The sequence below is a fragment of the Orrella dioscoreae genome, assembly GCF_900089455.2.
GTDB lineage: Bacteria > Pseudomonadota > Gammaproteobacteria > Burkholderiales > Burkholderiaceae_B > Orrella > Orrella dioscoreae.
In genome coordinates this window covers 2060873-2086996 of the sequence record NZ_LT907988.1, presented here as the reverse complement: position 1 = coordinate 2086996, position 26124 = coordinate 2060873, and the positions used below count along the sequence as shown (strand labels likewise).

The window sequence follows — 26124 nt, the reverse complement described above, 5'->3', positions numbered from 1 at the left end:
ACGTGTTCGCTGCACCCTTGCGGCCCCGTGCCCGTCCCCTGCTTTCCGGAAGTGTTCATCATGAGTCAACCCGTCACACCCAGCGCGGAACTCGAGCAACTGGTGGCCGATGTCGACCGCGGCGGCCGCAAGGCCGGCGGCCTGGCCGGCGCCGTGCTCGCCCTCGGCGCCCTGTTCTGGTCGTTGTTCCAGCTCTGGTACGCCTCGCCCCTGCCCTTCTCGCTGGGCCTGGGCATCTTCAACGACACCGAGGCGCGTGCCCTTCACCTGGGCATCGCGATGTTCCTGGGCTACCTGGCCTATCCCATCACGAAGTCCTCGCCGCGCGACCGCATGCCGCTCTATGACTGGCTGCTGGCCATCGCCGCCGGTTTCTGCGGCGCCTATCTTTTCCTCTTCTACAACGACCTCGCGCAACGTCCGGGCCAACCCACCGCCATGGACGTGGCGATGGCCGCCGTGGGCCTGACGCTGCTGCTGGAAGTCACGCGCCGCGCGCTGGGCCTGCCCATGACGATCCTGGGCGCCATCTTCATCCTGTACGTCTTCGCCGGCCCCTGGCTGCCCGACGTGCTGGCGCACCGCGGCGCCTCGCTGGAACGCCTCGTCTCGCACATGTGGCTGACCACGGAAGGCGTCTATGGCGTGGCCCTGGGCGTGTCGGTGTCCTACATCTTCATCTTCGTGCTGCTGGGCTCGCTGCTGGACAAGAGCGGCGCCGGCAACTACATGATGCAGGTGTCGTTCGCCCTGCTGGGCCACCTGCGCGGCGGTCCCGCCAAGGTGGCCGTGGTGTCCTCGGCCGTCAACGGGCTGGTCTCGGCCTCGTCGGTGGCCAACGTGGTCACGGGCGGCATCTTCACCATCCCCCTGATGAAGAAGGCGGGCTACGGCGGCATACGCGCCGGCGCCATCGAGACCGCCTCTTCGGTGAACGGCCAGATCATGCCGCCCGTCATGGGCGCGGCCGCCTTCCTGATGATCGAGTACGTCGGCATTCCCTACACCGACATCATCCGCCACGCCATCCTGCCGGCCAGCATCTCGTACATCGCGCTCTTCTACATCGTGCACCTGGAAGCGCTCAAGCTCGGCATCCAGCCGATGATGAGCGCGGGCAAGCCGCGCACCCTGCTGCAGAAGCTGGCAGGCTGGGGCATGGGCATCTCGGGCACGCTCATCGTCATGGGCGGGGTCTACTGGGTCGGCGTGGGCGTGCAGCAGATCGCGGGCCCCGCGGCCATGTGGATCCTGCTGGCCATGCTGGCGGCCTTGAACGTGTGGCTGCTGCGCATGGCGGCGCGCCATCCCGACCTGCCCACCGACATCAGCATCACCAATCCGCAACGGCCCGAGACCTGGCCGACGGTGCGGGCGGGCCTGCACTTCCTGATCCCCATCGGCGTGCTGGTGTGGTGCCTGAGCGTCGAAGAGCTGTCGGCCGGCCTGTCCGCCTTCTGGGCGGTCGTCGCCATGCTGGTGCAGATGGTCACGCAACGTCCCCTGATCGCCTGGTTCCGCAAGCAGGACTCGGCCCCGGCCTGGCGCCAGGGCGCGACCGACGCGATGCTGGGCCTGGAGGACGGCGCACGCAACATGATCGGCATCGCCATCGCCTGCGGCACTGCCGGCCTCATCGTGGGCGGCATCACGCTGACCGGCCTGGGCCTGCGCATGACGGCCTTCGTGGAACTGGTCTCCATGGGCAACGTCCTGCTCATGCTGATCTTCACGGCCGCGGTCTGCCTGGTCCTGGGCCTGGGCATGCCCACCACCGCGAACTACATCCTGATGGCCACGCTGATGGCGCCTGTCATCGTGGAGCTGGGCGCGCAGAGCGGGCTCATCATCCCGCTCATCGCCGTGCACATGTTCGTCTTCTACTACGGGATCATGGCGGACATCACGCCTCCCGTGGGCCTGGCGACCTTCGCCGCGGCGGCGATTTCGGGGGAGGACCCCATCAAGACCGGCATCCAGGGCGTGACCTACGCCATGCGCACGGCGGTGCTGCCCTTCATGTTCGTCTTCAACCCGCTGCTGCTGTTGATCGACGTGGAAGGCTGGTGGGAGCTGACCCTGGTGGTGACGGGCGCCACGCTGGCCTCGCTCGCCTTCTCGGCCGCCACCATGCGCTGGATGCGCATCCGCTGCACCCTCGTGGAAATGCTGCTGCTCTTCCTCGTGACGTTCATGCTGTTCCGCCCGGACTGGTTCATGAGCCACCTGGCGCCCAAGCACGCGCCGCGGCCCGCGGCGGAAATCCTCGCCACGGCGGCGGCCTTGCCTGAAAACGCGCGCCTGGTCGCCGTCATCGAAGGCATGAACCTGGAAGGCGACGACCTGCGCAAGACCGTCGCCTTGCGGTTGCCAGCCTTGCCCGAAGGCGACACCGCGCAAGGCGATGCCGCGGGCATGAAGCGGCTTGCCCTGGCAGGCGTCGGCGTCATGTCGTTGGGCGACATGGTCCAGGTGTCGAACGTGCGCTTCGGCAGCGCGGCCGCCAAGGCCAGTTGGGAACAGGGCTGGGACGTGGTGGAAGTGAAGATACCCAACCCCGACCGCCCGTCGGAGTTCTGGGTCTTCGTGCCCGCCCTGCTGATCCTGGCAGGCATCTGGGCGGCGCAAGGACGACGGATGAAAACCGTCTGAGCCGCCTTGCCTGATTGACCACGCTTGGGGCGCCTTCGGGCGCCCCACGTGCATGGCCAGGCCATCAGAACCGCGTGCGCAAGGTCAACGCGACGCTGCGCGGCTCTCCGTAGAAGTTGTAGTTGCTCAGGGTGCCCACCCGCGCGTAATAGCGCCGGTCCAGCAGGTTGTTCACCGACAGCGCCAGCATCGTGTCGGCGTCGACGCGATAGCCCAGTTGCGTGTTGACGATGGCATAGCCATGTCCTTCACGCACGCCGCTGACGCCCGTGCCCTGCACGGCGCTGCTCACCTGCAGGCCCAGGCTGGCCTGCCAGGGCGTGCCGGCGAAACGCTGCGTGCCATACAGCTTGACCGCATGGCGCGGCTCGAACAACGAGAACGTCGCGCCGGCCTGGTTCCGGTCCACCACATAGCTGCTGGTCAGATAGGCGTAGCCCGCCGTCAGTTGCAGACCGTCCAGCGGGCTGCCGCTGACCTCGACCTCCCCGCCCTTGACCTCGACCTCCCCCGCTTGCAGGAAGAACCCGGGATTGGCCGGATCGGCGAACGAGCGATTGACATCGCGCGTGCGGAAGACAGCCGCGCTGAACTGCAGACGTCCGCCGTTCAGATCGCCTTTCACGCCCAGCTCCACCTGCTTGCCCTCACGCGGATCCAGCGCCTTGCCGCTGAGGTCCCGCTGCGATTGCGGCATGAAGATTTCCGAATAGCTGGCATAGGCCGACAAGCGTGGGCTCAAGCGGTACACGATGCCTGCATGCGGCGTGACCTGGCCGCTTTCCCGTGTGTTCTCGACCCAGTCCGTGCGTACCGACGGCGCCACGGAACGGCTGCGCGTGGCATAGCGGCTGACGCGCGCGCCCAGCACGACGGTCATCGGGTCGGTGACGGACAGGCGCAATTGGCCATACATGCCACTTTGGCGGGTTTCGTACCCCGAGCCGCGCACATGGGGTTCGACGCTGCTCGCGGGTACGCTGCCCGGATCCCCGATGGGCACGTTGTAGATATCCGAGCTTGCGCCGTACAAAGTCTCGCCACGATAGCGCTCGCTGTTGTAGCCCAGCGTCGCCTCGTGGCGCCTGCCCAGCAAGGCGAACGGGCCGGTGGCATAGGCATCGACCGCCACGCGGCTGGATTCGTCGTCCCAACCTCGGCGGGAATACCGCGCGATAGTGCCGGTGGCTGGGTTCACGCCTGCCGAGGGAGTACCGTCCAGCAGACGCCAATCCCGTTCAGCACGGCTTGCCTGCAACACCATGCGCCAGCCGTTGGCCAGACGATGCTCGGCCTGCGCGCCCAGCATGCGGGTGCGCGTGTCGTATCGGCTCCAGGGCGCCATGGGATTGGTCGAGCGCCGTACGTCCAGCTGGCGCCCGTCCGTATAGGCCGGCAGCCCCAGGAACGGATCGGTCTTGTCGTCCTGGTCTGCCACATAGAGGGAGAAAGAGGTGGCCGGGCTCAGGTCGTAGTCCAGGGTGGCGTAGACGAAGCGCTTCCTGTTGTTCGCGCCCGCGTAATGGAAATTCCGCTCCTGCAAGGAAGCCGCGACGCGCCCGCGCAACGAACCGCTGGCGTTCAGCGGCGCGCCCAGGTCGACCTCGCCACGGCGGTTGGCCCACGAGCCGTAGCTGACGGCGGCCGACCCGCCGAACTCGGCGGGCGCGCGCTTGCGCACGAAGTTCACCGTGCCGCCCGGCTGACCCGACCCCAGGAACAGGCCGGCCGGCCCTCTCAGCACCTCGATGCGATCGAACATGGCCAGGTCGAACTGCTGGGTGGCGTTCAGGCTGCCGTTCGCCGGCACGCCATCCAGGCTCGGCTCCAGGAAGTAGCCGCGCGACCGGATCTGATACGTGGCGCCATCCCAGGGCGTCACCGTCACGCCCGTGACCTGGACCAACGCGTCTTCGGCGCGAACCAGGTTCTGGTCATCCATGCGCTGGCGCGTGATCACGCTGACGGAATTCGGTATCTCGCGCACGGGCACGGCCGCCTTGCCACCCACCGTTGCCAGCGGCGCGTCATACCTGCCCGTGCCTTCGCTCGTCGCATCGGCAGGCCGGGTCCCGGTGACGGTCACCGGCCGCAAGGTGGCCGCAGCGCCTTGCGTGGCGCGGTCCGCGACCTCCTCAGCCAGGGACACGGGGGCATACGGCGCGGTACTGGCCACCAGGCTGGCGGCAAGCCAGTGACGCAAGGAGCCTGGGGCGGCGCGGCGGTGCACGCGCCTTGTCGTGCCGGCGCGAAAAGTCGGGGGCATGGAAAGTCCGGAAAGAGAGGAAAAGCCCAGGACAGCGCGGCCTGGGAGCAGGAAAAAATCGTGCAAACTTCAATTTTTTATTATGTTATATCATTTCATTGTTGTTGATGCGCCACCCGGCAGCCCAAGCCCTGCTTGCCTCTTTTCCTTTTCCCAGGACTGCCATGATCCGCAAGAATCCCCGGGGCGACCTGCCTCGGATCCACCCCAGCGCCTTCGTCGACCCCACCGCCATCCTGTGCGGACTGGTCATCGTCGAGGAGAACGTCTTCATCGGCCCCTATGCCGTGATCCGGGCCGATGAAATGGACGCCGAAAACCGCATCGAGCCCATCGTCATCGGCGCGCATTCGAACATCCAGGACGGCGTCGTCATCCACTCGAAGTCCGGCGCCAGGGTCCTCATCGGCCAGCGCACCTCCATCGCCCACCGGGCGATCGTCCACGGCCCCTGCACGGTCGGCAGCGGCGTCTTCGTCGGCTTCAACAGCGTGCTGTTCAACTGCACCGTCGGCGACCGCTGCGTCGTGCGCTACAACGCCGTCGTCGACGGCGTGTGCCTGCCGCCGGGCTTCCATGTCCGCTCCACCGAACGCATCGGCCCCGACACCGACCTGCTGGCGCTGCCGCAGGTGTCGGCCGACGCCAGCGAGTTCTCCGAGGATGTCGCCCGCACCAACAACGAACTGGTGCTGGGCTACAAGCGCATCCAGAACGAGTTCTAGGCCGGCGTAAGGAGAGCATCGCCATGGCACGCAACACCCTGGACGCAGCCAGGCGCCTGGCCCTGCGCCACGCGGACCTGCTGGTGCAAGGCGGCACGGTCATCACGCCCAACGGGCCCGAACACATCGACATCGCCTGCGTGGGCGGCCGCATCGTCGCGCTGGGCCCACTGCGCGGCGCCTGGCGTGCGGACGACACGCTGGATGCCACGGGCCTGCACGTCCTGCCCGGCGTCATCGACAGCCAGGTGCATTTCCGCGAACCCGGCCTCACCCACAAGGAAACCCTGGAGGCCGGCACGCGTGGCGCGGTGCTGGGCGGCGTCACCGCCATCTTCGAAATGCCCAACACCCATCCGCTGACCTTGTCCGCGGAGGACCTGCAGGCCAAGCTGGCTATCGCCAGGGACCGCGCCTGGTGCGACCACGCCTTCTATATCGGCGGGTCGGCCGCGAACGCCGAACGGCTTGCCGACCTGGAGAACCTGCCGGGTTGCGCGGGCGTGAAGGTCTTCATGGGCAGCTCCTTCGGCGACCTGCTTGCCGATGACGTCACGGTCCTGCGCCGCATCCTGCGTCACGGCGGCAGGCGGCTGGCCGTGCACGCCGAGGACGAGGCCCGCCTGCGCGAACGCAGGCCCATCGTCGAACGCAGCCGCGATGTGCGTCAGCACCCCCACTGGCGCGACGAGATCAGCGCGCTGCGTGCAACCGAGCGCATCGTGGCATTGGCGGCCCAGGCGGGACGCCGCCTGCATGTGCTGCACGTGTCCACGGCAGAGGAAATGCGCTTCCTGGCCGCGCACAGGCAGCGCGTCACCGTCGAGGTGACGCCGCAGCACCTGACCTTGCGCGCGCCTGACTGCTATGAACGCCTGGGCACCCTCGCCCAGATGAATCCGCCGATCCGCGAGCCGCGACACCAGGAAGCGCTGTGGCGAGGCATCCGTGACGGCACGGTGGACGTCATCGGCAGCGACCATGCGCCGCACACGCGCGAGGAAAAAGCCAGGCCCTATCCGCAATCCCCCAGCGGCATGACCGGCGTGCAGACCCTGCTGCCCCTCATGCTGGATCACGTCCACTACGGCCGCCTGAGCCTGCAACGCCTGGTGGACCTGACCAGCGCCGGCCCCGCGCGCGTCTTCGGCATCGAAGGCAAGGGCCGTATCGCGCTGGGTTTCGATGCAGACCTGAGCATCGTCGACCTGGCCGCCCGCCGCGACATCCACGACGCCTGGATTGCCAGCGTCAGCGGCTGGACGCCGTATGACGGCATGGCCGTCATGGGCTGGCCCATCCATACCGTCGTGCGGGGCCGCGCGGTGGTGCGCGACGAGGCGCTGGCAAGCGCCCGGGCGACGGGCGAGCCGATCCGCTTCCTGGAAACCCGGCCCGCCGTGCCGGGCTGAGCGGGATCACGTCGGCCCGGTCAGCCCGCCCGCAAGGGCTTACTGCGCGGCCGGCAGCACCGGCGACAGCACCGCCTGCTTGACCCGCACATCCAGCTGCCTGCCCTTGCGCGCCCGCTTGCCCACATAGGTCTCCAGCGTGGCGCCCGCCAGCACGTCCTCGGTTTCCTTGTTGCGGTAGATGCCCGAGGCGCGCAGGCCGAGCGTGCCGATGGGCACGACCTGCGACAAGGTGTCCGGCGCATCCACGCCGATCAGCACGGTGCCGCGGCCGCCGCCCGACAGGCGCTTGACCTCGTCCAGACCGAACACCAGCAGGCGTCCCTTGGCGGTGAGCAGCGCCAGCTGCCGGGCGCCCTCGAAGCAGGGCGACGGACGCAGCAGCGCGTCGCCCTCTTCCAGCGACACGAACTGCTTGCCCGCGCGCTGGCGCGTGGCCATGTCCGACAGCTTCGCCGCAAAGCCATAACCGCCCTGCGTGGCCATGAGCCACAGGCTGTCCGGCGCCGCCGCGATCATGTGCACGATGCGCGCGCCCGCCTCCAGCTCGATCATGCTGGTGATCGGCGCGCCATCGCCGCGCGCGGACGGCAGCGTGGACACCGCCACCGAATACACGCGCCCACGGTCCGAGATGGCGATCAGCGTGTCGGTGGTGCGGCACGGGAAGGCGCCATACAGGTCGTCGCCCGACTTGAAGCCGAACTGCGAGGGATCATGGCCGTGGCCCTGGCGGGCGCGCAGCCAGCCCTTCTGCGACACGATGACCGTGACGGGCTCGTCGACCACCTTGGTTTCCATGACGGCGCGCTCGGCCGTCTCGATGAGCGTGCGGCGCTCGTCGCCGTATTGCTTGGCGTCGGCCTCGATCTCCTTGACCATCGTGCGCTTCAAGGCATTCGGATCGTCCAGCAGCACCTGCAGCTTCTCGCGCTCGGCGCGCTTGTCGGCCAGTTCCTGCTCGATCTTGAAGCCTTCCAGGCGCGCCAGCTGGCGCAGGCGCATTTCCAGGATGTCCTCGGCCTGGCGCTCGGTCAGCGAGAAACGCGTCATCAGCGCGGCGCGCGGCTCGTCCGACTCGCGGATGGTCTGGATGACCTCGTCCACGTTCAGGTAGACCACCATGCGGCCTTCCAGCACGTGGATGCGGTCCAGCACCTTGTCCAGGCGATGGCGCGTGCGGCGCACCACGGTTTCCGTGCGGAACGCCAGCCACTCGGTCAGGATCTCGCGCAGGCCCTTCTGGCGCGGGCGGCCATCGGTGCCGATGCACACCAGGTTGACCGGCGCGCTGCTTTCCATGCTGGTCTGCGCCAGCAGGGCATTGACGAATTCGTCGCGGTCCACGCGCGAGGTCTTGGGCTCGAACACCAGGCGCACGGCAGCGTCCTTGCCCGACTCGTCGCGCACGGCGTCCAGCAGGCCCAGCATCAAGGCCTTGGCCTGCTGCTGCTCGGGCGTCAGCACCTTCTTGCCGGTCTTGATCTTGGGGTTGGTGATTTCCTCGATCTCTTCCAGCACCTTCTGGCACGAGGCGCCAGGCGGCAACTCGTGCACCACCAGTTGCCACTGGCCGCGCGCCATTTCCTCGAACTGCCAGCGCGCGCGCGCCTTCAGCGACCCACGGCCGGAAGCATAGATCTGCGCGATATCCGCGGGCGCCGTGATGATCTGCCCGCCGCCCGCGAAATCGGGCCCCGGCACCAGCGCATGCAGCTCGCTGTCGGGCAGCTTGGGATTGCGCAGCAGCGCCACGCAGGCCTGGGCGACCTCGCGCAGGTTGTGCGCGGGAATCTCGGTGGCCATGCCGACCGCGATGCCCGAGGCGCCGTTCAGCAGCATGACCGGCAGGCGCGCGGGCAGCATGTGGGGCTCCTGCTGGCTGCCGTCGTAGTTCGGGCCGAAATCGACCGTGCCTTCGTCCAGCTCGTCCAGCAACAGGCGGGCGAACGGCGTCAGGCGCGCTTCCGTGTATCGCATGGCGGCGGCGTTGTCGCCGTCGCGCGAACCGAAGTTGCCGTGGCCGTCGATGAGCGGATAGCGCAGGCTGAAGTCCTGCGCCATGCGCACCAACGCGTCATAGGCGGCCTGGTCGCCGTGCGGATGGTACTTGCCCAGCACGTCACCGACCACGCGCGCGGCCTTCACCGGCTTGGCGCCCGAGGCCAGCCCCATGGACTGCATGGCGTACAGGATGCGGCGCTGCACCGGCTTCTGGCCGTCGCCCACGTCCGGCAGCGCGCGTCCGCGCACCACCGATACGGCGTAATCCAGGTAGGCCTGTTCGGCGTACCGGCCCAGCGTGATGGCCGCTTCGCCGCCGTCGGCGTCGAAGAGACCGGCTTGGTTGTCTTCACTCATATGCGTCAGATATCCAGTTCAGCGAGGTTGCCTTTCTCTTCGATCCAGCTGCGGCGCTGGGCCGACTCGCCCTTGCCCATCAGCATGTCGAACATGCGCGTCGTTTCCAGCGCGTCCATCTCGCCATAGCCCACCGGCAGCAGGCGCCGGGTGTCGGGATTCATGGTGGTTTCCCACAGCTGCACGGGGCTCATTTCCCCCAGGCCCTTGAAGCGGCTGATGCTCCAGGCGCCTTCGCGCACGCCTTCCTTGCGCAGCTTGTCCTGCACGGCCTCGAGCTCGCCCTGGTCCAGGCAGTAGAGCTTGCGCGCCGGACGCTTGCCCTGCGCCGGCACGTCCACGCGGAACAGCGGCGGACGCGCCACATAGACATGGCCGCGTTCGACCAGGCGCGGGAAATGGCGGTAGAACAGCGTGAGCAACAGCACCTGGATGTGCGAGCCGTCGACGTCCGCGTCCGACAGGATGCAGATGCGGCCATAGCGCAGGCCCGAGAGATCCACCTCCTGGTCGGGACCGTGCGGATCGACGCCGATGGCCACCGAGATGTCGTGGATCTCGTTGTTGGCGAAGAGCCGGTCGCGGTCGACTTCCCAGGCATTGAGCACCTTGCCGCGCAGCGGCAGGATGGCCTGGAATTCCTTGTCGCGGCCCATCTTGGCGGAACCGCCTGCCGAGTCGCCCTCCACCAGGAACACTTCGGTGCGCGTGGCGTCGCTGGACTCGCAATCGGTCAGCTTGCCCGGCAGCACGGCCACGCCCGAACTCTTCTTCTTTTCCACCTTCTGGGCAGAGCGCGCGCGCGCCTGGGCCTGGCGGATGGCGAGCTCGGCCAGCTTGCGGCCGTACTCCACGTTCGAGTTCAGCCACAGGTCCAGGGCCGTCTTGGCAAAGCCGCTGACCAGGCGCACCGCGTCGCGGCTGTTCAGCTTTTCCTTGATCTGGCCCTGGAACTGCGGATCCAGCACCTTGGCCGACAGCACGAAGCTGGCGCGGGCGAACACGTCCTCGGGCAGCAGCTTCACGCCCTTGGGCAGCAGGCTGTGCAGCTCGGCGAAGCCTTTCACGGCGGCGAACAGCCCTTCGCGCAAGCCCGCCTCGTGGGTGCCGCCAGCAGGCGTCGGGATGAGGTTCACGTAGGACTCGCGCACGGCGTTGCCGTCCTCGGTCCAGGCCACCACCCACTGCGCGCCCTCGCCCTCGGCGAAGGTCTCGTGGTCGCGTCCGGCATATTCACCGCCCTCGAAGAACGGCACCATCAACTCGGCGCCGGCCAGGGCTTCGGCGAGGTAGCCGTGCAGGCCCTTTTCGTAGAACCAGGTCTTGGTGTCCTGGGTCTTCTCGTTGCGCAGCACCACCTTCACGCCCGGCAACAGCACGGCCTTGCTGCGCAGCAGGTGGGTGAGCTCGGCCAGCGGGATGGCAGGGCTGTCGAAATACTTGGCGTCGGGCCAGACCCGCACGCGGGTGCCCGATTTCTTGCGGCCGCCCTCGGGGAACGGCGCGATGGGCTCGATGACGTCGCCATTGGCGAAGACCAGGCGGTGCACGCCCCCGTCGCGCCAGACGACGACTTCCAGGCGCGTGGCCAGGGCGTTGGTCACCGACACGCCCACGCCGTGCAGGCCGCCCGAGAAGGCATAGGCGCCGCCGCCCTGCTTGTCGAACTTGCCCCCGGCGTGCAGGCGCGTGAAGACCAGTTCGACGACGGGCGCATTTTCCTCGGGATGCAGGCCGACCGGGATGCCCCGGCCGTCGTCCTCGACCGAGATGCTGCCGTCGGCATGCAGGGTGACCTGCACCTGCCTGCCGTGGCCGGCCAGCGCCTCGTCGGCGGCGTTGTCGATGACCTCCTGCACGATGTGCAGCGGGTTTTCGGTGCGGGTGTACATCCCCGGGCGCTGGCGCACGGGCTCCAGCCCTTTCAGGACCCGGATCGAGGATTCGGTGTATCGCGGTGTGGTGGCCAAGAAGTTATCCCCAACTGCTGTGGAAAAAAACCGACATTTTACGGATAGCGCGAGGATTGTCGCGGTCCGAGCTGGAACGGGCATGAAGTGAGCAGGGTCGTTTGGGTCCGCCCCGCCTGCCGGTGGTATTCTCGATGGTATGCTTTCCTGCGTTACAGTTCCCGTCCCGCACTGCTGGCGCGGAACCACGCGGGACCCAGGCGTTCAACTTTCCGAACCATCTTCGTACCCAGCTCCCCGGGCCCAGGCCCCCGTGCCAGCGCGGCCCGATATCCGCGAGACAATCACCATGAGCGAAAACATCAAGACCGTCAGCGACGCCAGCTTCGAAGCCGACGTCATCCAATCCGGCCAACCCGTCCTGGTCGACTACTGGGCCGCCTGGTGTGGTCCCTGCAAGATGATCGCCCCGATCCTCGAAGAGGTCGCCGGCGAATACGCAGGCCGCCTGACGGTTGCCAAGCTCAACGTCGACGAAAACCAGGACATCGCCGCCAAGTACGGCATCCGTGGCATCCCCACGCTGATGCTGTTCAAGGACGGCCAGGTTGCCGCGACCAAGGTCGGTGCCCTGTCGAAGTCCCAACTCGCGGCATTCCTGGACAGTTCGTTGTAAACTGCGCCAATATTGTTTTTCTTCGCGCGGGCCCGTCTGTGGCCCGCCGGCATTCCCTCCTCCCTATCCCTTTCCCCCTCAAGCAATGCATCTCAATGAACTGAAGGCGCAGCACGTCTCGCAGCTGCTGGAAATGGCCGCAGGCCTGGAAATCGAGAACGCCAATCGCCTGCGCAAGCAGGAGTTGATGTTCGCCATCATGAAGCGCCGCGCCAAGCAGGGCGAGCAGATCTTTGGCGATGGCGTCCTGGAAGTGCTGCCCGATGGTTTCGGTTTCCTGCGGTCGCCGGATACCTCGTACCTGGCCAGCACCGACGACATCTACATCTCGCCTTCGCAGATCCGCCGCTTCAACCTGCACACCGGCGACTCGATCGAGGGGGAAGTCCGCACGCCCAAGGACGGCGAGCGCTATTTCGCGCTGGTCAAGGTGGACAAGGTCAACGGCGTGCCGCCCGAGTCCATCAAGCACCGGATCATGTTCGAGAACCTGACGCCGCTGCATCCCAACCAGCCGATGAAGCTCGAACGCGACATCAAGAGCGAAGAGAACTTCACCGGCCGGATCCTGGACATCTTCGCCCCGCTGGGCAAGGGTCAGCGCGGCCTGATCGTCGCCAGCCCCAAGTCGGGCAAGACGGTCATGATGCAGCACATCGCGCATGCCATCACGACCAACTTCCCCGACGCGGTCATGATCGTCCTGCTGGTGGACGAGCGTCCCGAGGAAGTGACGGAAATGCAGCGCACGGTGCGCGGCGAAGTGGTGGCGTCGACCTTCGACGAGCCCGCCACCCGCCATGTGCAGGTCGCTGAAATGGTGATCGAGAAGGCCAAGCGCCTGGTCGAGATGAAGAAGGACGTGGTGATCCTGCTGGACTCCATCACCCGCCTGGCGCGCGCCTACAACACCGTGGTGCCCGCATCGGGCAAGGTGCTGACGGGCGGCGTGGATGCCAACGCCCTGCAACGCCCCAAGCGCTTCTTCGGCGCCGCGCGCAACCTCGAGGAAGGCGGTTCGCTGACCATCCTCGGCACCGCGCTGATCGAGACCGGCAGCCGCATGGACGAAGTGATCTACGAAGAATTCAAGGGCACCGGCAACTCCGAAGTGCACCTGGAGCGCCGCCTGGCCGAGAAGCGCATCTATCCGGCCATGAACCTGAACAAGTCGGGCACGCGCCGCGAAGAACTGCTGATCAAGCCCGACCTGCTGCAGAAGGTCTGGGTGCTGCGCAAGTTCATCCACGACATGGACGAGATCGAATCCATGGAGTTCATCATGGACAAGATGCGCGCCACCAAGAACAACGCCGAATTCTTCGACATGATGAAGAAGTAGGACCGGCACAGGCCGGAGGGCTCCTCGCGGCCCTTGCGCCCGCGCAGACGCCAGGCTCGCGCCCCCAGGGGACGGCCTGGCGTCGTCGTTTGCGGCGCGGGAATCGATCCGGCCCGGCCCTCGCGGCCCGGTCTCAGTTGCCCACCGGCTCCGGCAGGCGGTCGGTCGAACGCTCGACCTTCAGGCCGGTGGCCGAGGTATCGATGGGCTCGACCTTGGGGTCCTCCCAGTTGCCGTGCACGCTGTACTCGGCCGTCATGGCGCGCGCCAACGGCGCCTTCAGCAGCCATTGCGTCAGGAACGCGCCGATCCCGATGATCGGATTGACCGCGATGCCCGCGGCAATCGCCGCGCCGCTGGCGTCCAGGTTGGGAATCACCACGGCGTGCAGGTCCAGTTGCTCATTGATGAGATCGGTGGAGCCCGCCAGCACGATGGTCGCGGCCGGGCCCGTCACCTTGAAGCCCTCGGTGCTGACCCGGCCATTGGCAAAGCGCTGCTGCGTGCGCAACGTATCGAAGGGGAAGCCTTCGCGCAGCGCCGACGCCGGATTCAAGTCCAGCCGTGCCAGCCGTTGCGCCGATTGCAAGGAGAGCAGCTCCAGCAGGCGCGCGCTGCGTGACTTCAGGTGCACGAAACGGCCGTTGTCCAGGCTGGCATCCAGCGTGCCCGTGAGATCGGCATAATCGTGCCGCCACGGCAGGTTGCGCCAGGTCAATTCCCCCTTGATCTCGCCATGTCCGCCGCTCACCCGATCGGGGAATCCCAGGCGGCCCAGCAGCTTGCCCAGGTCCGACACCTCCAGCCGCGCATCCGTGGTCAAGCCGCGATCCAGGCCGCTGGTGCGCCAGGTGCCCGTCGCGCTCAGCGTCCCTTCGGGCGTTTTCAGGGTCAGGCGATCCAGCTGCCAGCGGCGGCCACGCTCCTGGTTCCTGCCCTCCAGGTCCAGCTCGCCCAGCTCGCGCCCATACAGCGCCAGGCTATCCACCCGCAAGTCCACGCCTGGCAGATCGGACAGCGCATCCTCGCTGAAATTGGGTTCCTCGTCGCCCTCGGCCTTGGCCGCCGGCGGGTCTTGCGCGCCCGGCTCGGGGGCCGTGCCCAGCGCGAGCCGCTTGAAGCGCGCCGTCACCTGGCCGGCAATCGCCCCCGACGCCTCGCGCCAGGACACCGCCCCCTCGGCCTGTTTGGACGCCAACTCGACCCGCCACTGGTCGGCGGCGGGACGCGTGGCATACAGGTTCGCATCATCGAAGGCATGGCCGCCCATCTGCAATGTTCCCGCCTGCAGCGAGATCCGCTGCAACCCCGGGAACAGGGTTTCGTCGCTGGACGCAGCCGCCTGCGCCGGTTTTGCCGTCCCCGGCCTGGCGGCAGCGCTTGCCGCAGCCCCCGGCACGACGGCGGGCGCCACGGCGCCCTTGCCGGAAAACTCCTCGTCCACGACCTGCCACGCGCCCACGTCGAAGACGGGCACCCGGGCACTGACGCTCATGCCTGCCTCGGGCAGGCTGGCAGCCCGTTCCACGCCCAAGGCGCCGCGCTGGAAGTACGCGCCGCCCTGCTGGCCCATGTGGCGCTCGAACAGCATGTTGATGTTCTCGCCGGCCGTCACGGTCAACCAGCGGCGATTGCCGGGACCGGCATCCTGCGCGGCGGTCCATTCGGCCTGCACGGGCAGCGGCGCAGCGGCCGCCTTGCCGAAAGGCGCGGGGAAATCCAGGGCCAGCCCGCGCAGGTCCGAGGCCACGGAGACATCCACCTGTTTGGCCGCGTTCATCACCAGCTTGCCCGTGTAGGGCGCCTGACCGCTCAGGCGCTTGAGCCCGGCGGAAGGACTCAATTGCTGGATGCCCGCGGCGCTGACGGTGCCCGTGAACGCCAGGCCCGGCTTGTCGCTGGCCAGCTCGCCATTCAGGCGGAAGCCGCCGCCCAGGAACTGGCCGGTGATGTCATGCGCGGACATGCCCTTCTCGGTGAAGCCCAGCCTGCCGCGCACCTGGCGGAACGGCGGGATATCCGCCCATTGACGCACCTCGCCGCCATCGAACACGACGCTGCCCGCCACCGTCGTGTCGTCCATGTCCAGCAAGGGAATGTCCAGCTTGATGGGCACCTGCCACTGGCCCGTGGCCCGCGTGTCGTCCAGCAGGCCATCGAGCAAGGTGCCCAGCGGCGATGCGCCGGACAGCGCCAGGTAAGCGGCCGCGTCGCCCTGCGACGTGCCTTCGACCTTCACGTGCACGCCCTGCCGGTTCATGTTCGGAATGACGGCCTCGACCGTCTGCAGCGCCACGGCGTGCCGCGGCGTCACGCGCACGAGGCCGCCCTGCGTGCGCAGGCTGAGCGTATCGCGGAGCATCTCGAAGGTCCCGTCCAGGCCCTCCAGACGAGGCCAGCCCTTGCGCGTGGGCCGGGGCGGCGCATAGTCGACGATGGCCCCCGCCACGCTGCCCACCACGCGGAAATTGCCGGGATCCCCTTCGCCGTCGAAGGGGAATTGCGCCAGGTCGCCCCGCACGGTGAAAGTCGCCCCGCTGACCTGCCCCGCCACCAGCCCCTGCGACAACCATTGCCTGGCATCGCCGGACACCTCGCTGGGCAGGTAGCGCCACAGCATCGGCAGCGAGACGCGCTCCAGCTGTCCGCCGAGGTCGGCGGTGCCCGCGGAGGAACTGCCTTCGTCGCGCCATTCGCCCTGCAGCGTCGCCCGCAGGTCGTCGTTCTCGATCAAGGCCTGGCGCACGCGCAGCACCAGGGGGCCGTCATCGGGACGGTTCAAGGACAGGTCCGCGCTGACCTCGCGCAGGTCCGGCAGGCCGGGATCGAACACGGCGCCCGCCCGCAACGACATATCGCGCGCGGTGAATTGCAGCGCCAGGCCCTCACGTTCGTGCGTGCGCAGCATCTCGGGCTCCAGTGCGCCCGCCAGCACATCGCCGGGCGCTCCCTGCAGGCGGGCCTGGAAGGCGCCCAGGCGCAAGCCGATGTCCAGCTCATCGCTTTCCATGCGCAGGTCGCGCAGCGCCAGGTCCAGCGTCACCTGCGCCAGCTTGCCTTCCTGCAACTGGCCCCAGGCCCGGAAGGCGGCGCGCCCATGCGCGCCCGTCGGCACGTCGGCCCACGGACGCCAGGCCACCGGTTCGGCATCCTCCAGTTCGGCGTAGACCTGCCCGCGCCATTGGCGCGCGGTGTCACGCAGGTCGCTCAGCGTGGCCAGCGAGAAGAAACTGCGATCGATCGCGGCACGCACGGAAATGCCGCGTGCCAGGGCCGGCGGGGGCGCGGCATCGAGCACCAGCGCATGGCTGAAAGGACCGTTGCGCAAGCGCAGGTGCACCTGCGCCAGCGTCAGCGGCGGCGCCGCGCGCAGGTCATCCTGCCAGACCAGGGTCGCGCCGCGCAGCACGACCTCCTTCTGCGCCGCGATCCATTTCAGCGCGGGATCGTCCAGCGACATGCCCTCCCCGTCGCCTTCCAGCGAGAAGGACCGGCCCGCCGCCCACAGCCGGTTTTCCGCGTCGCGCCGCAGGCGCAAGGCCACGCCATCGATCTGCAGGGAAAGGAAACGCGGCGTCAGTTGCAGCACGCTGCGCCACGACAGCACCCCCGTGGCGGAGGGGATGTCCAGCACCGGCGACGACACCCCCATGTCATGCACGTGCACATCGTGGAAGGCCAGGCGCGGATTGAGCCCGCGCCAGTCGGCCTCGACACGGCCGATGCGCACCTCGCCGCCCAGCGCCTGGCTGGCGGCCTGCTCGATCTGGGGACGCCAGCTGTCGACGCGCGGCAACACGCCATAGCGCAGCACCAGCAGCGTGACCGCAATGGCGAAATAGACGGCCATGGCGACCCAGAACAGCGTGCGGAAGAACGTTTTGGACAAGATGGGAGGCGCGTGGACGGGTTCGGGCAATGCGGGCAGGCTGCCACGCCGCCGATGGCGGCATCGGGGCGAAAAAATTGGGGGCAGTTCAACCTTCCGTTTATACCTGATGGAGAGGCCGCGCGGGCGTTTGTTCCACGGTCCTGACAGCTGGTTACAGGCCGCGTGGCGCCCCCTTGCGGCCATTCTCCATGTCTAATAGCGGCACCGCCACACTTGCCCCCCTCTTTCCGCCCCCCACCATGTCCCTGCCCCAGAGTGCCCTGAACTGGTCCGGCCACCTGCGCCGCCGCCTCGCCGCCCGCCCCGCGCTGCAAGACTGGCTTGCCCAGGCTTGCGCGCAACCCGTCACGCCCGCCTCGCTGGAAAGCTGGTTCGCCGAACTGGCCGGCCAGTCCCTGGACGCGCCCGCCCTGGCGGTGGAAGACTGCCGGCGCGTGCTGCGGCAGTTGCGCGAGCGGGTGTTCTGCGGCCTGATCGTGCGCGACCTGGATGGCCGCGCGCCGCTGGAGGAAGTGGTCGGCGCCATGACCACGCTTGCCGACATTGCCGTCGCGCAAGCCTATCGCAGCGTGGCAAGCGATCTGGCCGCCACCCACGGCGTACCGCGCGACCCGCAGGGCGCGCCGCAGGAAATGCTGATCCTCGGCATGGGCAAGCTTGGCGGGCGCGAGCTCAATGTCTCGTCCGACATCGATCTCATCATGCTCTATGGCGAGGAAGGCGAGACCGACGGCCGGCGCCGCCTGTCCCACCACGAGTTCTATGGCCGCCTCACGCAACGCATGATGCCGGTGATCTCCGAGGTCGATGCCCACGGCCACGTCTTCCGCACGGACCTGCGCCTGCGGCCCGACGGCGACGCCGGGCCCCTGGCCTGGAGCCTGGACGCGCTGGAGCTGTACCTGGTGGCCCAGGGTCGCGAATGGGAACGCTATGCGTGGCTGAAAGCCCGCATCATGCCCGGCCTCGCCTTCGAAGGCAGCAATCCCGCTACGCAGCGCCAGCAATTGGAAAGCCTGCGCGTGCCCTTCGTCTATCGCAAATACCTGGACTTCGACGCGCTTTCGGCGCTGCGCGGCCTGCGCGAACGCATCCGCCAGGACTGGCAGCGCCGCGCGCTGGCGCGCACGGGCGTGGACACCATCAACAACGTGAAGCTGGGCGAAGGCGGGATCCGCGAAATCGAATTCGTGGTGCAACTCGCCCAGCTCATCCGCGGCGGGCGCATGCCGGCGCTGCAGCAGCGCGGCCTGCTCGATGCCTTGCGCGTGGAAACGCAGGCTGGCCTCATCCCCGCGGCTGACGCGCAGCAGCTCGAAGCCGCCTATCGCTTCCTGCGCCGCACCGAACACGCTTTGCAGTACCGCGAAGACGAGCAGACCCATCTGCTGCCCAGCGACCCGGAACGCCGCGCCCAACTGGCCGACGCGCTGGGCATGGCAAGCCCGGCCTTCGAAAAGGCGCTGTCGGACCATCGCGAATTCGTGGCGGGCATCTTCCGCAACGCCTTCCGCATCGCCGGCCTGGGCGATGGCGACGAACGCGCACGCGGCCAGGGCACCGCCGGCCAGCCGGCGTCCGGCAACGGCGGCCGCGGCGACGAGGACCGCAGCGGCGGCGACGTCGAGGCCGAACTGGCCGACCGCATCCAGGAATCCTTCGGCGACGATGCCGCCCCGGTGCTGCAGCGCGCCGAGTCGCTGCTGGCCAGCCATCGCGTGCGCACCCTGCCCGAGACCAGCCGCAAGCGCCTGCACGCCCTGCTGCCTGCCGCGGTCGCGGCGGCGCGCCAGACCACCGCGCCGCGCGAGGCCGCCATCCGCCTCTTCGACCTGATCGAACAGATCGCGCAACGCAGCGCCTACCTGGCCCTGCTGGCCGAATACCCCGACACGCTGGCGCGCGTGGCGCGCATCGTGGCGGCCAGCCCCTGGGCCGCGCAATACCTCACCCAGCACCCGCTGCTGCTCGACGGCCTGATCGACTGGCGTACCCTGTTCGAGCCGCTGGACTTCCCGCAGATCGCCCGCCAGTTGCAGGCGGACCTGAACGCCTGCCGCCTGCCCGATGGCCAGCCCGACATCGAGCGCCAGATGAACCTGATGCGCGACGTGCAGCGCCAGGCCAGCTTCCAGCTGCTGGCGCAGGACCTGGAAGGCGAGCTCAGCGTGGAGAAGCTGGCCGACCAGCTTTCCGCCCTGGCCGACCTGCTGCTCGAGGAGACCATCCGCCGCATCTGGCCGCTGGTGCGTGGCGCCCAGGGCGGCGAGTCGGCCCGCTTCGCCGTCATCGCCTACGGCAAGCTGGGCGGCAAGGAACTGGGCTACGCGTCCGACCTCGACCTGGTGTTCCTCTTCGACGATCCGGCCGAGGATGCCGCCGAACGCTACGCCAAGCTGGGCCGGCGCATGACCTCCTGGTTGTCGACCATGACCTCCTCGGGCCGGCTCTATGAAGTGGACCTGCGCCTGCGCCCCGACGGCGACGCGGGCTTGCTGGCCGTGTCGATGGAAGCCTTCGAGCAATACCAGCAACGCCACGCCTGGCTGTGGGAGCACCAGGCGCTGACCCGCGCGCGCTTTGCCGCCGGCGACGGCGAGGTGGGCGCCCAGTTCGAAGCCGTGCGCCGCGCGGTGCTGCTCACCCCGCGCGAGCCCGAGGCGCTGGCCGCCGAAGTGCGCGCCATGCGCGAACGCATCGCGTCGGGCCACCCCAATCCCGGCCCGGACTTCGATCTCAAGCATGACCGCGGCGGCATGGTCGACGTGGAATTCGTCACGCAATACCTGGTGCTGCGCCATGCGCACGAACACCCGAAGCTGGTCGACAACCTGGGCAACATCACCCTGTTGCGCCTGGCCAGCGCGGCCGGCCTGGTGGACGAGGCGGTCGCCCAGGCCGCCGGCGACGCCTACCGCAGCCTGCGCAAGCGCCAGCACGCGCTGCGGCTGCTGGGCGCGGAGAAGGCCCGCGTGCCGCCCGAGGATGTCGCGTCCGAACGACAGGCCGTATGCGCCCTGTGGGACGCGGTCATGGGCGAACGCGGCGCCCCGGGCGACGCCACCGGCCTGGGACGCGAGCGTGGCACGGGCCTGGGCCAACCTGGCCCGAAACCGCCCGGCGGCTGATCCGGATCAAGCCCAAGCGGGGCCGCCCGGCTGGCCGGGCGGCGCGCATGGCAGGTAAAATGCGGGATTGGCGCCCAGTTTTTCAATTCCCGCCGCGCCAAGACTCGTTGCCCAGACGCCCCAGACGCCCCATGAGCACTCAAGACCGCAACCCCGCCGCCGACGCCCAACAGGCCAGCCCCGCAAGGGCCGAGGCCCCCGCCCCCACGCGCAAGGCGCTCGCGCTGCCGAAAGGCCGCGACAAGGTGCTGCTGCACTCCTGTTGCGCCCCATGCTCGGGCGAGGTCATGGAGGCCATGCTGGCGTCCGGTATCCAGTACGAACTCTTCTTCTACAACCCGAACATCCATCCGGTCCGGGAATACGAGATCCGCAAGAACGAAAACATCCGTTTCTGCGAAGACAACGGCATCAATTTCATCGACGCCGACTACGACGTCGACAACTGGTTCGAACGCGTCAAGGGCATGGAGAACGAGCCCGAGCGCGGCCCGCGCTGCACGGCCTGCTTCGACATGCGCTTCGAGCGCACCGCACTCTATGCCTTCGAACACGGCTATGACACCTTCACCAGCTCGCTGGGCATCTCGCGCTGGAAGGACATGAACCAGATCAACGGCTGCGGCGAGCGCGCCGCGGCACGCTATCCGAACATGCTGTACTGGACGTACAACTGGCGCAAAGGCGGCGGCGCCGCGCGCATGATCGAGATCAGCAAGCGCGAAGCGTTCTACCAGCAGGAATATTGCGGCTGCGTCTATTCGCTGCGCGACACCAACCGCCATCGCCGCAGCCAGGGCCGCGACCGCATCGTCATCGGCGTGAAGTACTACGGCCAGGAAGAAGACCTGCAGGACGTGCAGGGCTGATCCGCGCGGCCGGCACCTGAGGCCGGCCCGCTTTCCTACCCGCGAGTCGGGTAGCTCACCTCAAGGATATCCAGCTCATCCACCCCGGCGGGCGTGCGCAGCACCACCGTCTCGCCTTCGCGCGCCTTGGTCAACGCCCGCGCCACGGGGGAAATCCAACTGATCTTGCCCACCAGCGGCTCGGCCTCGTCCACGCCGACGATGGTCACCGTGTGCGACTCGCCCGCGCGGTCTTCGTAATTGACCGTGGCGCCGAAGAACACCTGGTCGCGGTTGGGCTGCAAGGAGGCATCCACCACTTCCGCGATATCCAGCCGCTTGGTCAGGAAGCGCATGCGGCGGTCGATCTCGCGCAGGCGCTTCTTGCCGTACAGGTAGTCGCCGTTCTCGGAGCGGTCGCCGTTGGACGCCGCCCACGACACGATCTGCACCACGGCCGGACGCTCTTCATTCATCAGCTGCGACAGTTCGGCGCGCAAGCGCTCGTAGCCTTCCGGCGTGATGTAGTTGCGCGTGCCGGCGGGCAGCGACTGCGCTTCGGGGATGTCGTCCTCGTCGTCGCGGTCGGATTCCTTGACGAAAGCCTTGTTCATATCGGGTTGGAGCAGAGTGGGCCTGACGGGAATGTTAGCCCAGCCCGGGCGCGGCCCGCGCCGGCAAGCGGTGTTTCACAGGCAAGCATATGCAAGTGAAAACTGCGTATTACACCCGGCGGCGCCGGCTACCTAGAATTCCTGCTCCGCAACACTCTCCTGGCTCACCATGTCCCTCGCGTCCCCGCTGCGCACGCTGTTCCGCGCCACCCTTCCCCTCATCCTTGGCCTGGGCGCCACCTGCGCCAGCGCCGAAGGCACCCTGCGCATCGCCTATCAATTCGACGTCGGCGACATCGTGTTGCACGTGGTGCGCGACCAGAAGCTGATCGAGAAACACGGCAAGGCCGATGGCCTGAACATCGCGGTGGACTGGCGGCAGCTGTCCGGCGGCAGCGCCATCAACGACGCCATCCTTTCGGACAGCATCGACGTCGCGTCCACCGGCCTGCCGCCGCTGCTCACGATCTGGGATCGGACACGGAACAGGCAGGGCATCAAGGCCATCGCCGCCCTGGGTTCCTTGCCTGTCTACCTCCTGTCGCGCAATCCCGCCGTCAAGAGCCTGGACGATCTCGGCCCGTCCGACAAGATCGCGCTGCCCGCCACGACCGTGTCGCTGCATGCGCGCCTGTTGCAGATCGCCGCGGCACAGAAACACGGCAAGGCGCAGTTCGCCCGTTATGACGCCTACACCGTCAGCCTGCCGCACGGCGAGGCCACCGCGGCGCTGCTTTCTGGCAAGACCGAGATCAACAACCATTTTTCCAGCCCGCCTTTCTGGTTCAAGGCCCTGAAGGATCCCGCCATCCACAAGGTGACGGGCTCCTATGACATCCTGGGCGGACCGAGCACGCTGAACATCCTGTGGACCACGGGTACCTTCCACGACAAGAACCCGCGTACCGTCGCGGCCTTGCGCAAGGCGCTGGAGGAAGGCCTGCAACGCGTATTGCGCGACAAGAAACGCGCCGCGCAGATCTATGCCAGCCTGGAAGGGTCGAACCTGCCGGTCGAGGAAATCGAAGCGATCATCAGCCATCCGGACGTGCGCTATACGCTGCAGCCGCAGAACACCTTCAAGCTCGCCGAATTCCTGCATGACGTCGGCGCCATCAAGACCAGGCCCACGTCATGGCGGGACTATTTCTTCGAAAGCGCGCTGGTGACGGAGGGAAGCTGAGGCCCCGCGGACACGATCCCGAACAAAAGGCGGCCCGGCCGCCCTTTCCTCATTCAAGCCCAGTCGTGCCAGACGGGTTTCAGGCCGGCGGGCAGCGGCGGCAGGCTGCCCAGGTCATGGCGGCTTTCGCCGGGCCCGTGGAAGTCCGAGCCGCAAGAGGCCAGGAAGCCATAGTGCCGCGCGACGTCCGCGTATTCGCGGTATTGATCGGGACGGTGGCTGCCGGTCACCACTTCGATGCCCTCCCCGCCCAGGTCCCGGAACTCATCGAACAGCGCGCCGAACTGCACGGGGGAATATTTATAGCGGCCCGGATGGGCGATCACGGCCCGTCCGCCCGCGCCGTGGATCCACGCCACCGCCTGGGCCAGCGTGGCCCACTGCATGGGCACGTGCCCGGGGCAGTCGTCGCCCAGGATCTTGTTGAAGACGGTCTGCACGTCGGGGCAATACCCCGCGTCGACCAGGTAGCGCGCAAAGTGCGTGCGGCTGATCAGCTCCGGATTGCCGGCGAAGGGCAAGGCGCCTTCATAGGCGCCCGGCATGCCCATCGCAGCCAGGCGCTCGCCCATCTGCTTCGCCCGGCGCGCACGGCCGGCGCGCGTATCGGCCAGGCCGGCCGCCATCGCGGCATCGGCAGGATCGAAGGCCAGGCCCACGATGTGCACGGTCTGGCTGGCCCAGGTCACGGAAATTTCCACCCCGGTCACGAACCGCATGCCCACCGCCCGCGCGGCATCGCCCGCGCGCGCCAGCCCGCCGATTTCATCGTGGTCGGTCAACGCCCACACGTTCACGCCATTCGCATAGGCGCGTTCCGCCACCGCTTCCGGGGCGAGCAGCCCGTCGGAGACGGTGGAATGGCAATGCAGGTCGTAGATGAGGGGGACAGCGGTGCGCATGGCTTGATTGTAGGCCTAGGCCCGCCCCGACAGGAACGCAGCCACCGCCTCCACCTGGTCCGGCGCCATCAGCGTCGGCGCATGCCCCACGCCCGCCACCTCATGCAGGCTTGCCCGGGTGTTGCGCGCCAGCATCTGCTCGGCAGTGCTGGCAGACAACAGGTCGGACTCGCTGCCGCGCAGCACCAGCAGCGGGCAATCCAGCGCCTCGTAGAGCTGCCACAGCAATTCCTCGCCCGCGGCCGCGGATGCCGGGTCCTGCTGGGCGAAGGGCTGGGCCAATCCGAGGTCGTAATGTTTCACCCAGCGGCCGGCCTGGGGCACATAGACGTGGCGGGCAAGATCCTGCCACTGGGCGTCGCTGTGGGGGCCGAAACCGGCGGAGACAGTGCGCGCGTAAGCCACCGCCTCCTCGAAGCTGTCGAATTCCACCGGCTGCCCCACGAACTGGCCGATGCGCGCCAGCGCGGCGGTCTCCAGGGTCGGGCCGACGTCGTTGATGACCATGCGGCCCACGGCAATCCCCGTGCCCGGCAACTCGCCGAGTCCCGCCGGCGCCGCCGCCGGCGCCAGGCGCGACAGGGCGGCCGAGCCGCCCAGCGCCATGCCGATCAGCCCGCCCATCGAGGTCCCCACCCAGTCCAGCGTGCGCGCATCCAGCCGCGCCAGCAGGGTCACCATGTCGGAAACATACTGCGGCACGGTATAGAACAGCGGATTGCGCAGGCGGTCTGAACGTCCGCGGCCGGCGACATCGGGGCAGACCACCCGGTATTCGGCGGCCATGCGCCGCGCCAGCACGTCGAAATCGCGGCCGGTGCGCGTCAGGCCGTGCACGCACACCAGCACACGGTCGTTGTCGGGATCGCCCCACTCCCAATAGGCCATGCGGTGCAGGCCGGCGGGGCTGGCGCAGGTAACGTAATCAAGACGGGGATCGGACATGGCAAGACTCGGCGGTTGGCTGGGCACGCCGCCCGGCTGACCCAACCTACAGGCTGCGGCCTTCGCGGCGGCGCGGTAAAATACGCAGTTACGCCAAGAATACGCCAAAGGAATGTGCATGGAAGCCGAACGCCAGAACCAGATCGCCGCCCGCCTGTCGGACTACGCCGACCGCGAGCTGCAACTGCGGAGGTATCTTTGACTACGATGCCAAGACTGAACGCCTGCAAGTCGTAAACGCCGAACTCGAAGACCCGGCGGTCTGGAACGATCCCAAGCACGCCCAGGATCTCGGCCGCGAGAAGAAAAGCCTGGAAGACGTCGTCGAGACGCTCTCGGCCCTGGGCACGGGCATCGCCGACGCCCAGGAACTGTTCGAGCTGGCGGCAAGCGACGCCGATGACGACACCCTGCTCGCCATCGAGACGGACGCCGACGGGTTCCAGGAAAAGCTGGAAGCGCTGGAATTCCGCCGCATGTTCGCCAACCCGGCCGATCCGCTGAACTGCTTCCTGGACATCCAGGCCGGCGCGGGCGGCACCGAAGCCCAGGACTGGGCATCCATGCTGCTGCGCCAATACCTGAAGTATGCCGAGCGCAAGGGCTTCAAGGCCGAGGTGCTGGAAGAGTCGGAAGGTGAAATCGCCGGCATCAAGTCGGCCACGATCAAGATCGAAGGCGAATACGCCTTCGGCTACCTGCGCACCGAAACCGGCGTGCACCGCCTGGTGCGCAAGAGCCCCTTCGACTCCTCGGGCGGGCGCCACACGTCGTTCGCCAGCGTCTTCGCCTACCCGGAAGTGGACGACTCCTTCGAGGTCGAGGTGAACCCGGCCGACCTGCGCGTGGACACCTATCGCGCCAGCGGCGCGGGCGGCCAGCACATCAACAAGACCGATTCGGCCGTGCGCCTGACGCACATGCCCACCGGGATCGTCGTGCAGTGCCAGAACGACCGTTCGCAGCACCGCAACCGCGCCGAAGCCATGCAGATGCTGAAGTCCAAGCTCTACGAGCTGGAAATGCGCAACCGCATGGCCGAGCAGCAGAAGCTGGAAGACTCGAAGACCGACGTGGGCTGGGGCCACCAGATCCGCTCCTATGTGCTGGACCAGAGCCGCATCAAGGACCTGCGCACCAACGTCGAAATCTCGAACACCCAGAAGGTGCTCGACGGCGACCTGGACCCCTTCATCCAGGCCAGCCTGAAGCAAGGCGTCTGACCCTCGCGCGCCACGGCCCCGGCCGTGGCGTGTCCTGTTCAAGGA

16 protein-coding genes are annotated in these 26124 nt (G+C 67.9%); 9 read left to right on the top strand and 7 right to left on the bottom strand.

The genetic code is table 11. From position 1 onward, the window contains the following. Positions 1-60: 60 nt before the first annotated feature. On the top strand, positions 61-2652 hold the full coding sequence (locus tag ODI_RS09735) for a TRAP transporter permease (protein WP_408635920.1): 2592 nt from the start codon (positions 61-63) through the stop codon (positions 2650-2652). A 64-nt stretch (positions 2653-2716) separates the two neighbouring features. Here ODI_RS09735 and ODI_RS09730 read toward each other — a convergent pair whose 3' ends face one another. Then, positions 2717-4918 carry a TonB-dependent siderophore receptor gene (locus ODI_RS09730; protein WP_082985542.1) on the bottom strand — a complete coding sequence of 734 codons (2202 nt, stop codon included), beginning with the start codon at positions 4916-4918 and terminating at the stop codon, positions 2717-2719. Positions 4919-5082: 164 nt separating this feature from the next. On the opposite strand from ODI_RS09730, the gene ODI_RS09725 reads away from it, so the two are divergent. Then, positions 5083-5643 (top strand): gamma carbonic anhydrase family protein, encoded by a 561-nt coding sequence (locus ODI_RS09725; RefSeq protein WP_067760139.1) that lies wholly within the window; start codon positions 5083-5085, stop codon positions 5641-5643. Positions 5644-5666: 23 nt separating this feature from the next. Next, positions 5667-7055: a dihydroorotase gene (locus ODI_RS09720; RefSeq protein ID WP_067760142.1), complete on the top strand. Its 1389-nt coding sequence runs from the start codon at positions 5667-5669 to the stop codon at positions 7053-7055. Positions 7056-7094: 39 nt separating this feature from the next. On the opposite strand, the gene parC is transcribed toward ODI_RS09720, so the two are convergent. After that, positions 7095-9416: a DNA topoisomerase IV subunit A gene (gene parC / locus ODI_RS09715; protein ID WP_067760144.1), complete on the bottom strand. Its 2322-nt coding sequence runs from the start codon at positions 9414-9416 to the stop codon at positions 7095-7097. Positions 9417-9421: 5 nt separating this feature from the next. Then, positions 9422-11470, bottom strand: a complete 2049-nt coding sequence (gene parE / locus ODI_RS09710) for a DNA topoisomerase IV subunit B (RefSeq protein ID WP_098020888.1) — start codon at positions 11468-11470, stop codon at positions 9422-9424. A 205-nt stretch (positions 11471-11675) separates the two neighbouring features. On the opposite strand from parE, the gene trxA reads away from it, so the two are divergent. Beyond that, positions 11676-12002 carry a thioredoxin TrxA gene (gene trxA, locus ODI_RS09705; RefSeq protein WP_067760149.1) on the top strand — a complete coding sequence of 109 codons (327 nt, stop codon included), beginning with the start codon at positions 11676-11678 and terminating at the stop codon, positions 12000-12002. Positions 12003-12087: 85 nt separating this feature from the next. Beyond that, positions 12088-13344, top strand: coding sequence for a transcription termination factor Rho (gene rho, locus ODI_RS09700; RefSeq protein WP_067760151.1), 1257 nt, complete (start codon positions 12088-12090; stop codon positions 13342-13344). A 133-nt stretch (positions 13345-13477) separates the two neighbouring features. Here rho and ODI_RS09695 read toward each other — a convergent pair whose 3' ends face one another. Continuing rightward, on the bottom strand, positions 13478-17233 hold the full coding sequence (locus tag ODI_RS09695) for a YhdP family protein (RefSeq protein ID WP_157929744.1): 3756 nt from the start codon (positions 17231-17233) through the stop codon (positions 13478-13480). 242 nt (positions 17234-17475) lie between these two features. Here ODI_RS09695 and glnE point away from each other — a divergent pair, with 242 nt between their 5' ends. Further along, positions 17476-20364 (top strand): bifunctional [glutamate--ammonia ligase]-adenylyl-L-tyrosine phosphorylase/[glutamate--ammonia-ligase] adenylyltransferase, encoded by a 2889-nt coding sequence (gene glnE / locus ODI_RS09690; protein ID WP_082985284.1) that lies wholly within the window; start codon positions 17476-17478, stop codon positions 20362-20364. A gap of 131 nt (positions 20365-20495) precedes the next feature. Beyond that, positions 20496-21233: an epoxyqueuosine reductase QueH gene (locus ODI_RS09685; RefSeq protein WP_082985283.1), complete on the top strand. Its 738-nt coding sequence runs from the start codon at positions 20496-20498 to the stop codon at positions 21231-21233. 35 nt (positions 21234-21268) lie between these two features. On the opposite strand, the gene greB is transcribed toward ODI_RS09685, so the two are convergent. Beyond that, complete coding sequence (gene greB, locus ODI_RS09680) at positions 21269-21826, bottom strand: transcription elongation factor GreB (RefSeq protein WP_067753219.1); 558 nt, start codon at positions 21824-21826, stop codon at positions 21269-21271. Between the two features lie 169 nt (positions 21827-21995). On the opposite strand from greB, the gene ODI_RS09675 reads away from it, so the two are divergent. Then, positions 21996-23009: an ABC transporter substrate-binding protein gene (locus tag ODI_RS09675; RefSeq protein ID WP_067753216.1), complete on the top strand. Its 1014-nt coding sequence runs from the start codon at positions 21996-21998 to the stop codon at positions 23007-23009. Positions 23010-23062: 53 nt separating this feature from the next. Here the strand turns inward: ODI_RS09675 and ODI_RS09670 are convergent, their stop codons facing one another. Both ODI_RS09670 and ODI_RS09665 read right to left on the bottom strand, forming a co-directional pair. Continuing rightward, positions 23063-23911: a 3',5'-nucleoside bisphosphate phosphatase gene (locus ODI_RS09670; protein ID WP_067753213.1), complete on the bottom strand. Its 849-nt coding sequence runs from the start codon at positions 23909-23911 to the stop codon at positions 23063-23065. Between the two features lie 15 nt (positions 23912-23926). Continuing rightward, positions 23927-24856, bottom strand: coding sequence for an alpha/beta fold hydrolase (locus ODI_RS09665; protein WP_067753210.1), 930 nt, complete (start codon positions 24854-24856; stop codon positions 23927-23929). 118 nt (positions 24857-24974) lie between these two features. Here ODI_RS09665 and prfB point away from each other — a divergent pair. After that, positions 24975-26079 (top strand): peptide chain release factor 2 gene (prfB, locus tag ODI_RS09660; protein ID WP_098020886.1). Its coding sequence is split into 2 segments (ribosomal slippage): positions 24975-25055 and positions 25057-26079, totalling 1104 coding nucleotides; the frame shifts between segments, so codons are not numbered across the junction. Positions 26080-26124: the final 45 nt, after the last annotated feature.

Coding starts and splice junctions, on each gene's coding strand:
- greB (WP_067753219.1), bottom strand. CDS start 21,826: ATGAACAAGGCTTTCGTCAAGGAATCCGACCGCGACGACGAGGACGAC.
- ODI_RS09675 (WP_067753216.1), top strand. CDS start 21,996: ATGTCCCTCGCGTCCCCGCTGCGCACGCTGTTCCGCGCCACCCTTCCC.
- parE (WP_098020888.1), bottom strand. CDS start 11,470: ATGCCCGTTCCAGCTCGGACCGCGACAATCCTCGCGCTATCCGTAAAA.
- ODI_RS09670 (WP_067753213.1), bottom strand. CDS start 23,911: ATGCGCACCGCTGTCCCCCTCATCTACGACCTGCATTGCCATTCCACC.
- ODI_RS09725 (WP_067760139.1), top strand. CDS start 5,083: ATGATCCGCAAGAATCCCCGGGGCGACCTGCCTCGGATCCACCCCAGC.
- parC (WP_067760144.1), bottom strand. CDS start 9,416: ATGAGTGAAGACAACCAAGCCGGTCTCTTCGACGCCGACGGCGGCGAA.
- ODI_RS09730 (WP_082985542.1), bottom strand. CDS start 4,918: ATGCCCCCGACTTTTCGCGCCGGCACGACAAGGCGCGTGCACCGCCGC.
- trxA (WP_067760149.1), top strand. CDS start 11,676: ATGAGCGAAAACATCAAGACCGTCAGCGACGCCAGCTTCGAAGCCGAC.
- ODI_RS09720 (WP_067760142.1), top strand. CDS start 5,667: ATGGCACGCAACACCCTGGACGCAGCCAGGCGCCTGGCCCTGCGCCAC.
- ODI_RS09665 (WP_067753210.1), bottom strand. CDS start 24,856: ATGTCCGATCCCCGTCTTGATTACGTTACCTGCGCCAGCCCCGCCGGC.
- rho (WP_067760151.1), top strand. CDS start 12,088: ATGCATCTCAATGAACTGAAGGCGCAGCACGTCTCGCAGCTGCTGGAA.
- glnE (WP_082985284.1), top strand. CDS start 17,476: ATGTCCCTGCCCCAGAGTGCCCTGAACTGGTCCGGCCACCTGCGCCGC.
- ODI_RS09685 (WP_082985283.1), top strand. CDS start 20,496: ATGAGCACTCAAGACCGCAACCCCGCCGCCGACGCCCAACAGGCCAGC.
- ODI_RS09735 (WP_408635920.1), top strand. CDS start 61: ATGAGTCAACCCGTCACACCCAGCGCGGAACTCGAGCAACTGGTGGCC.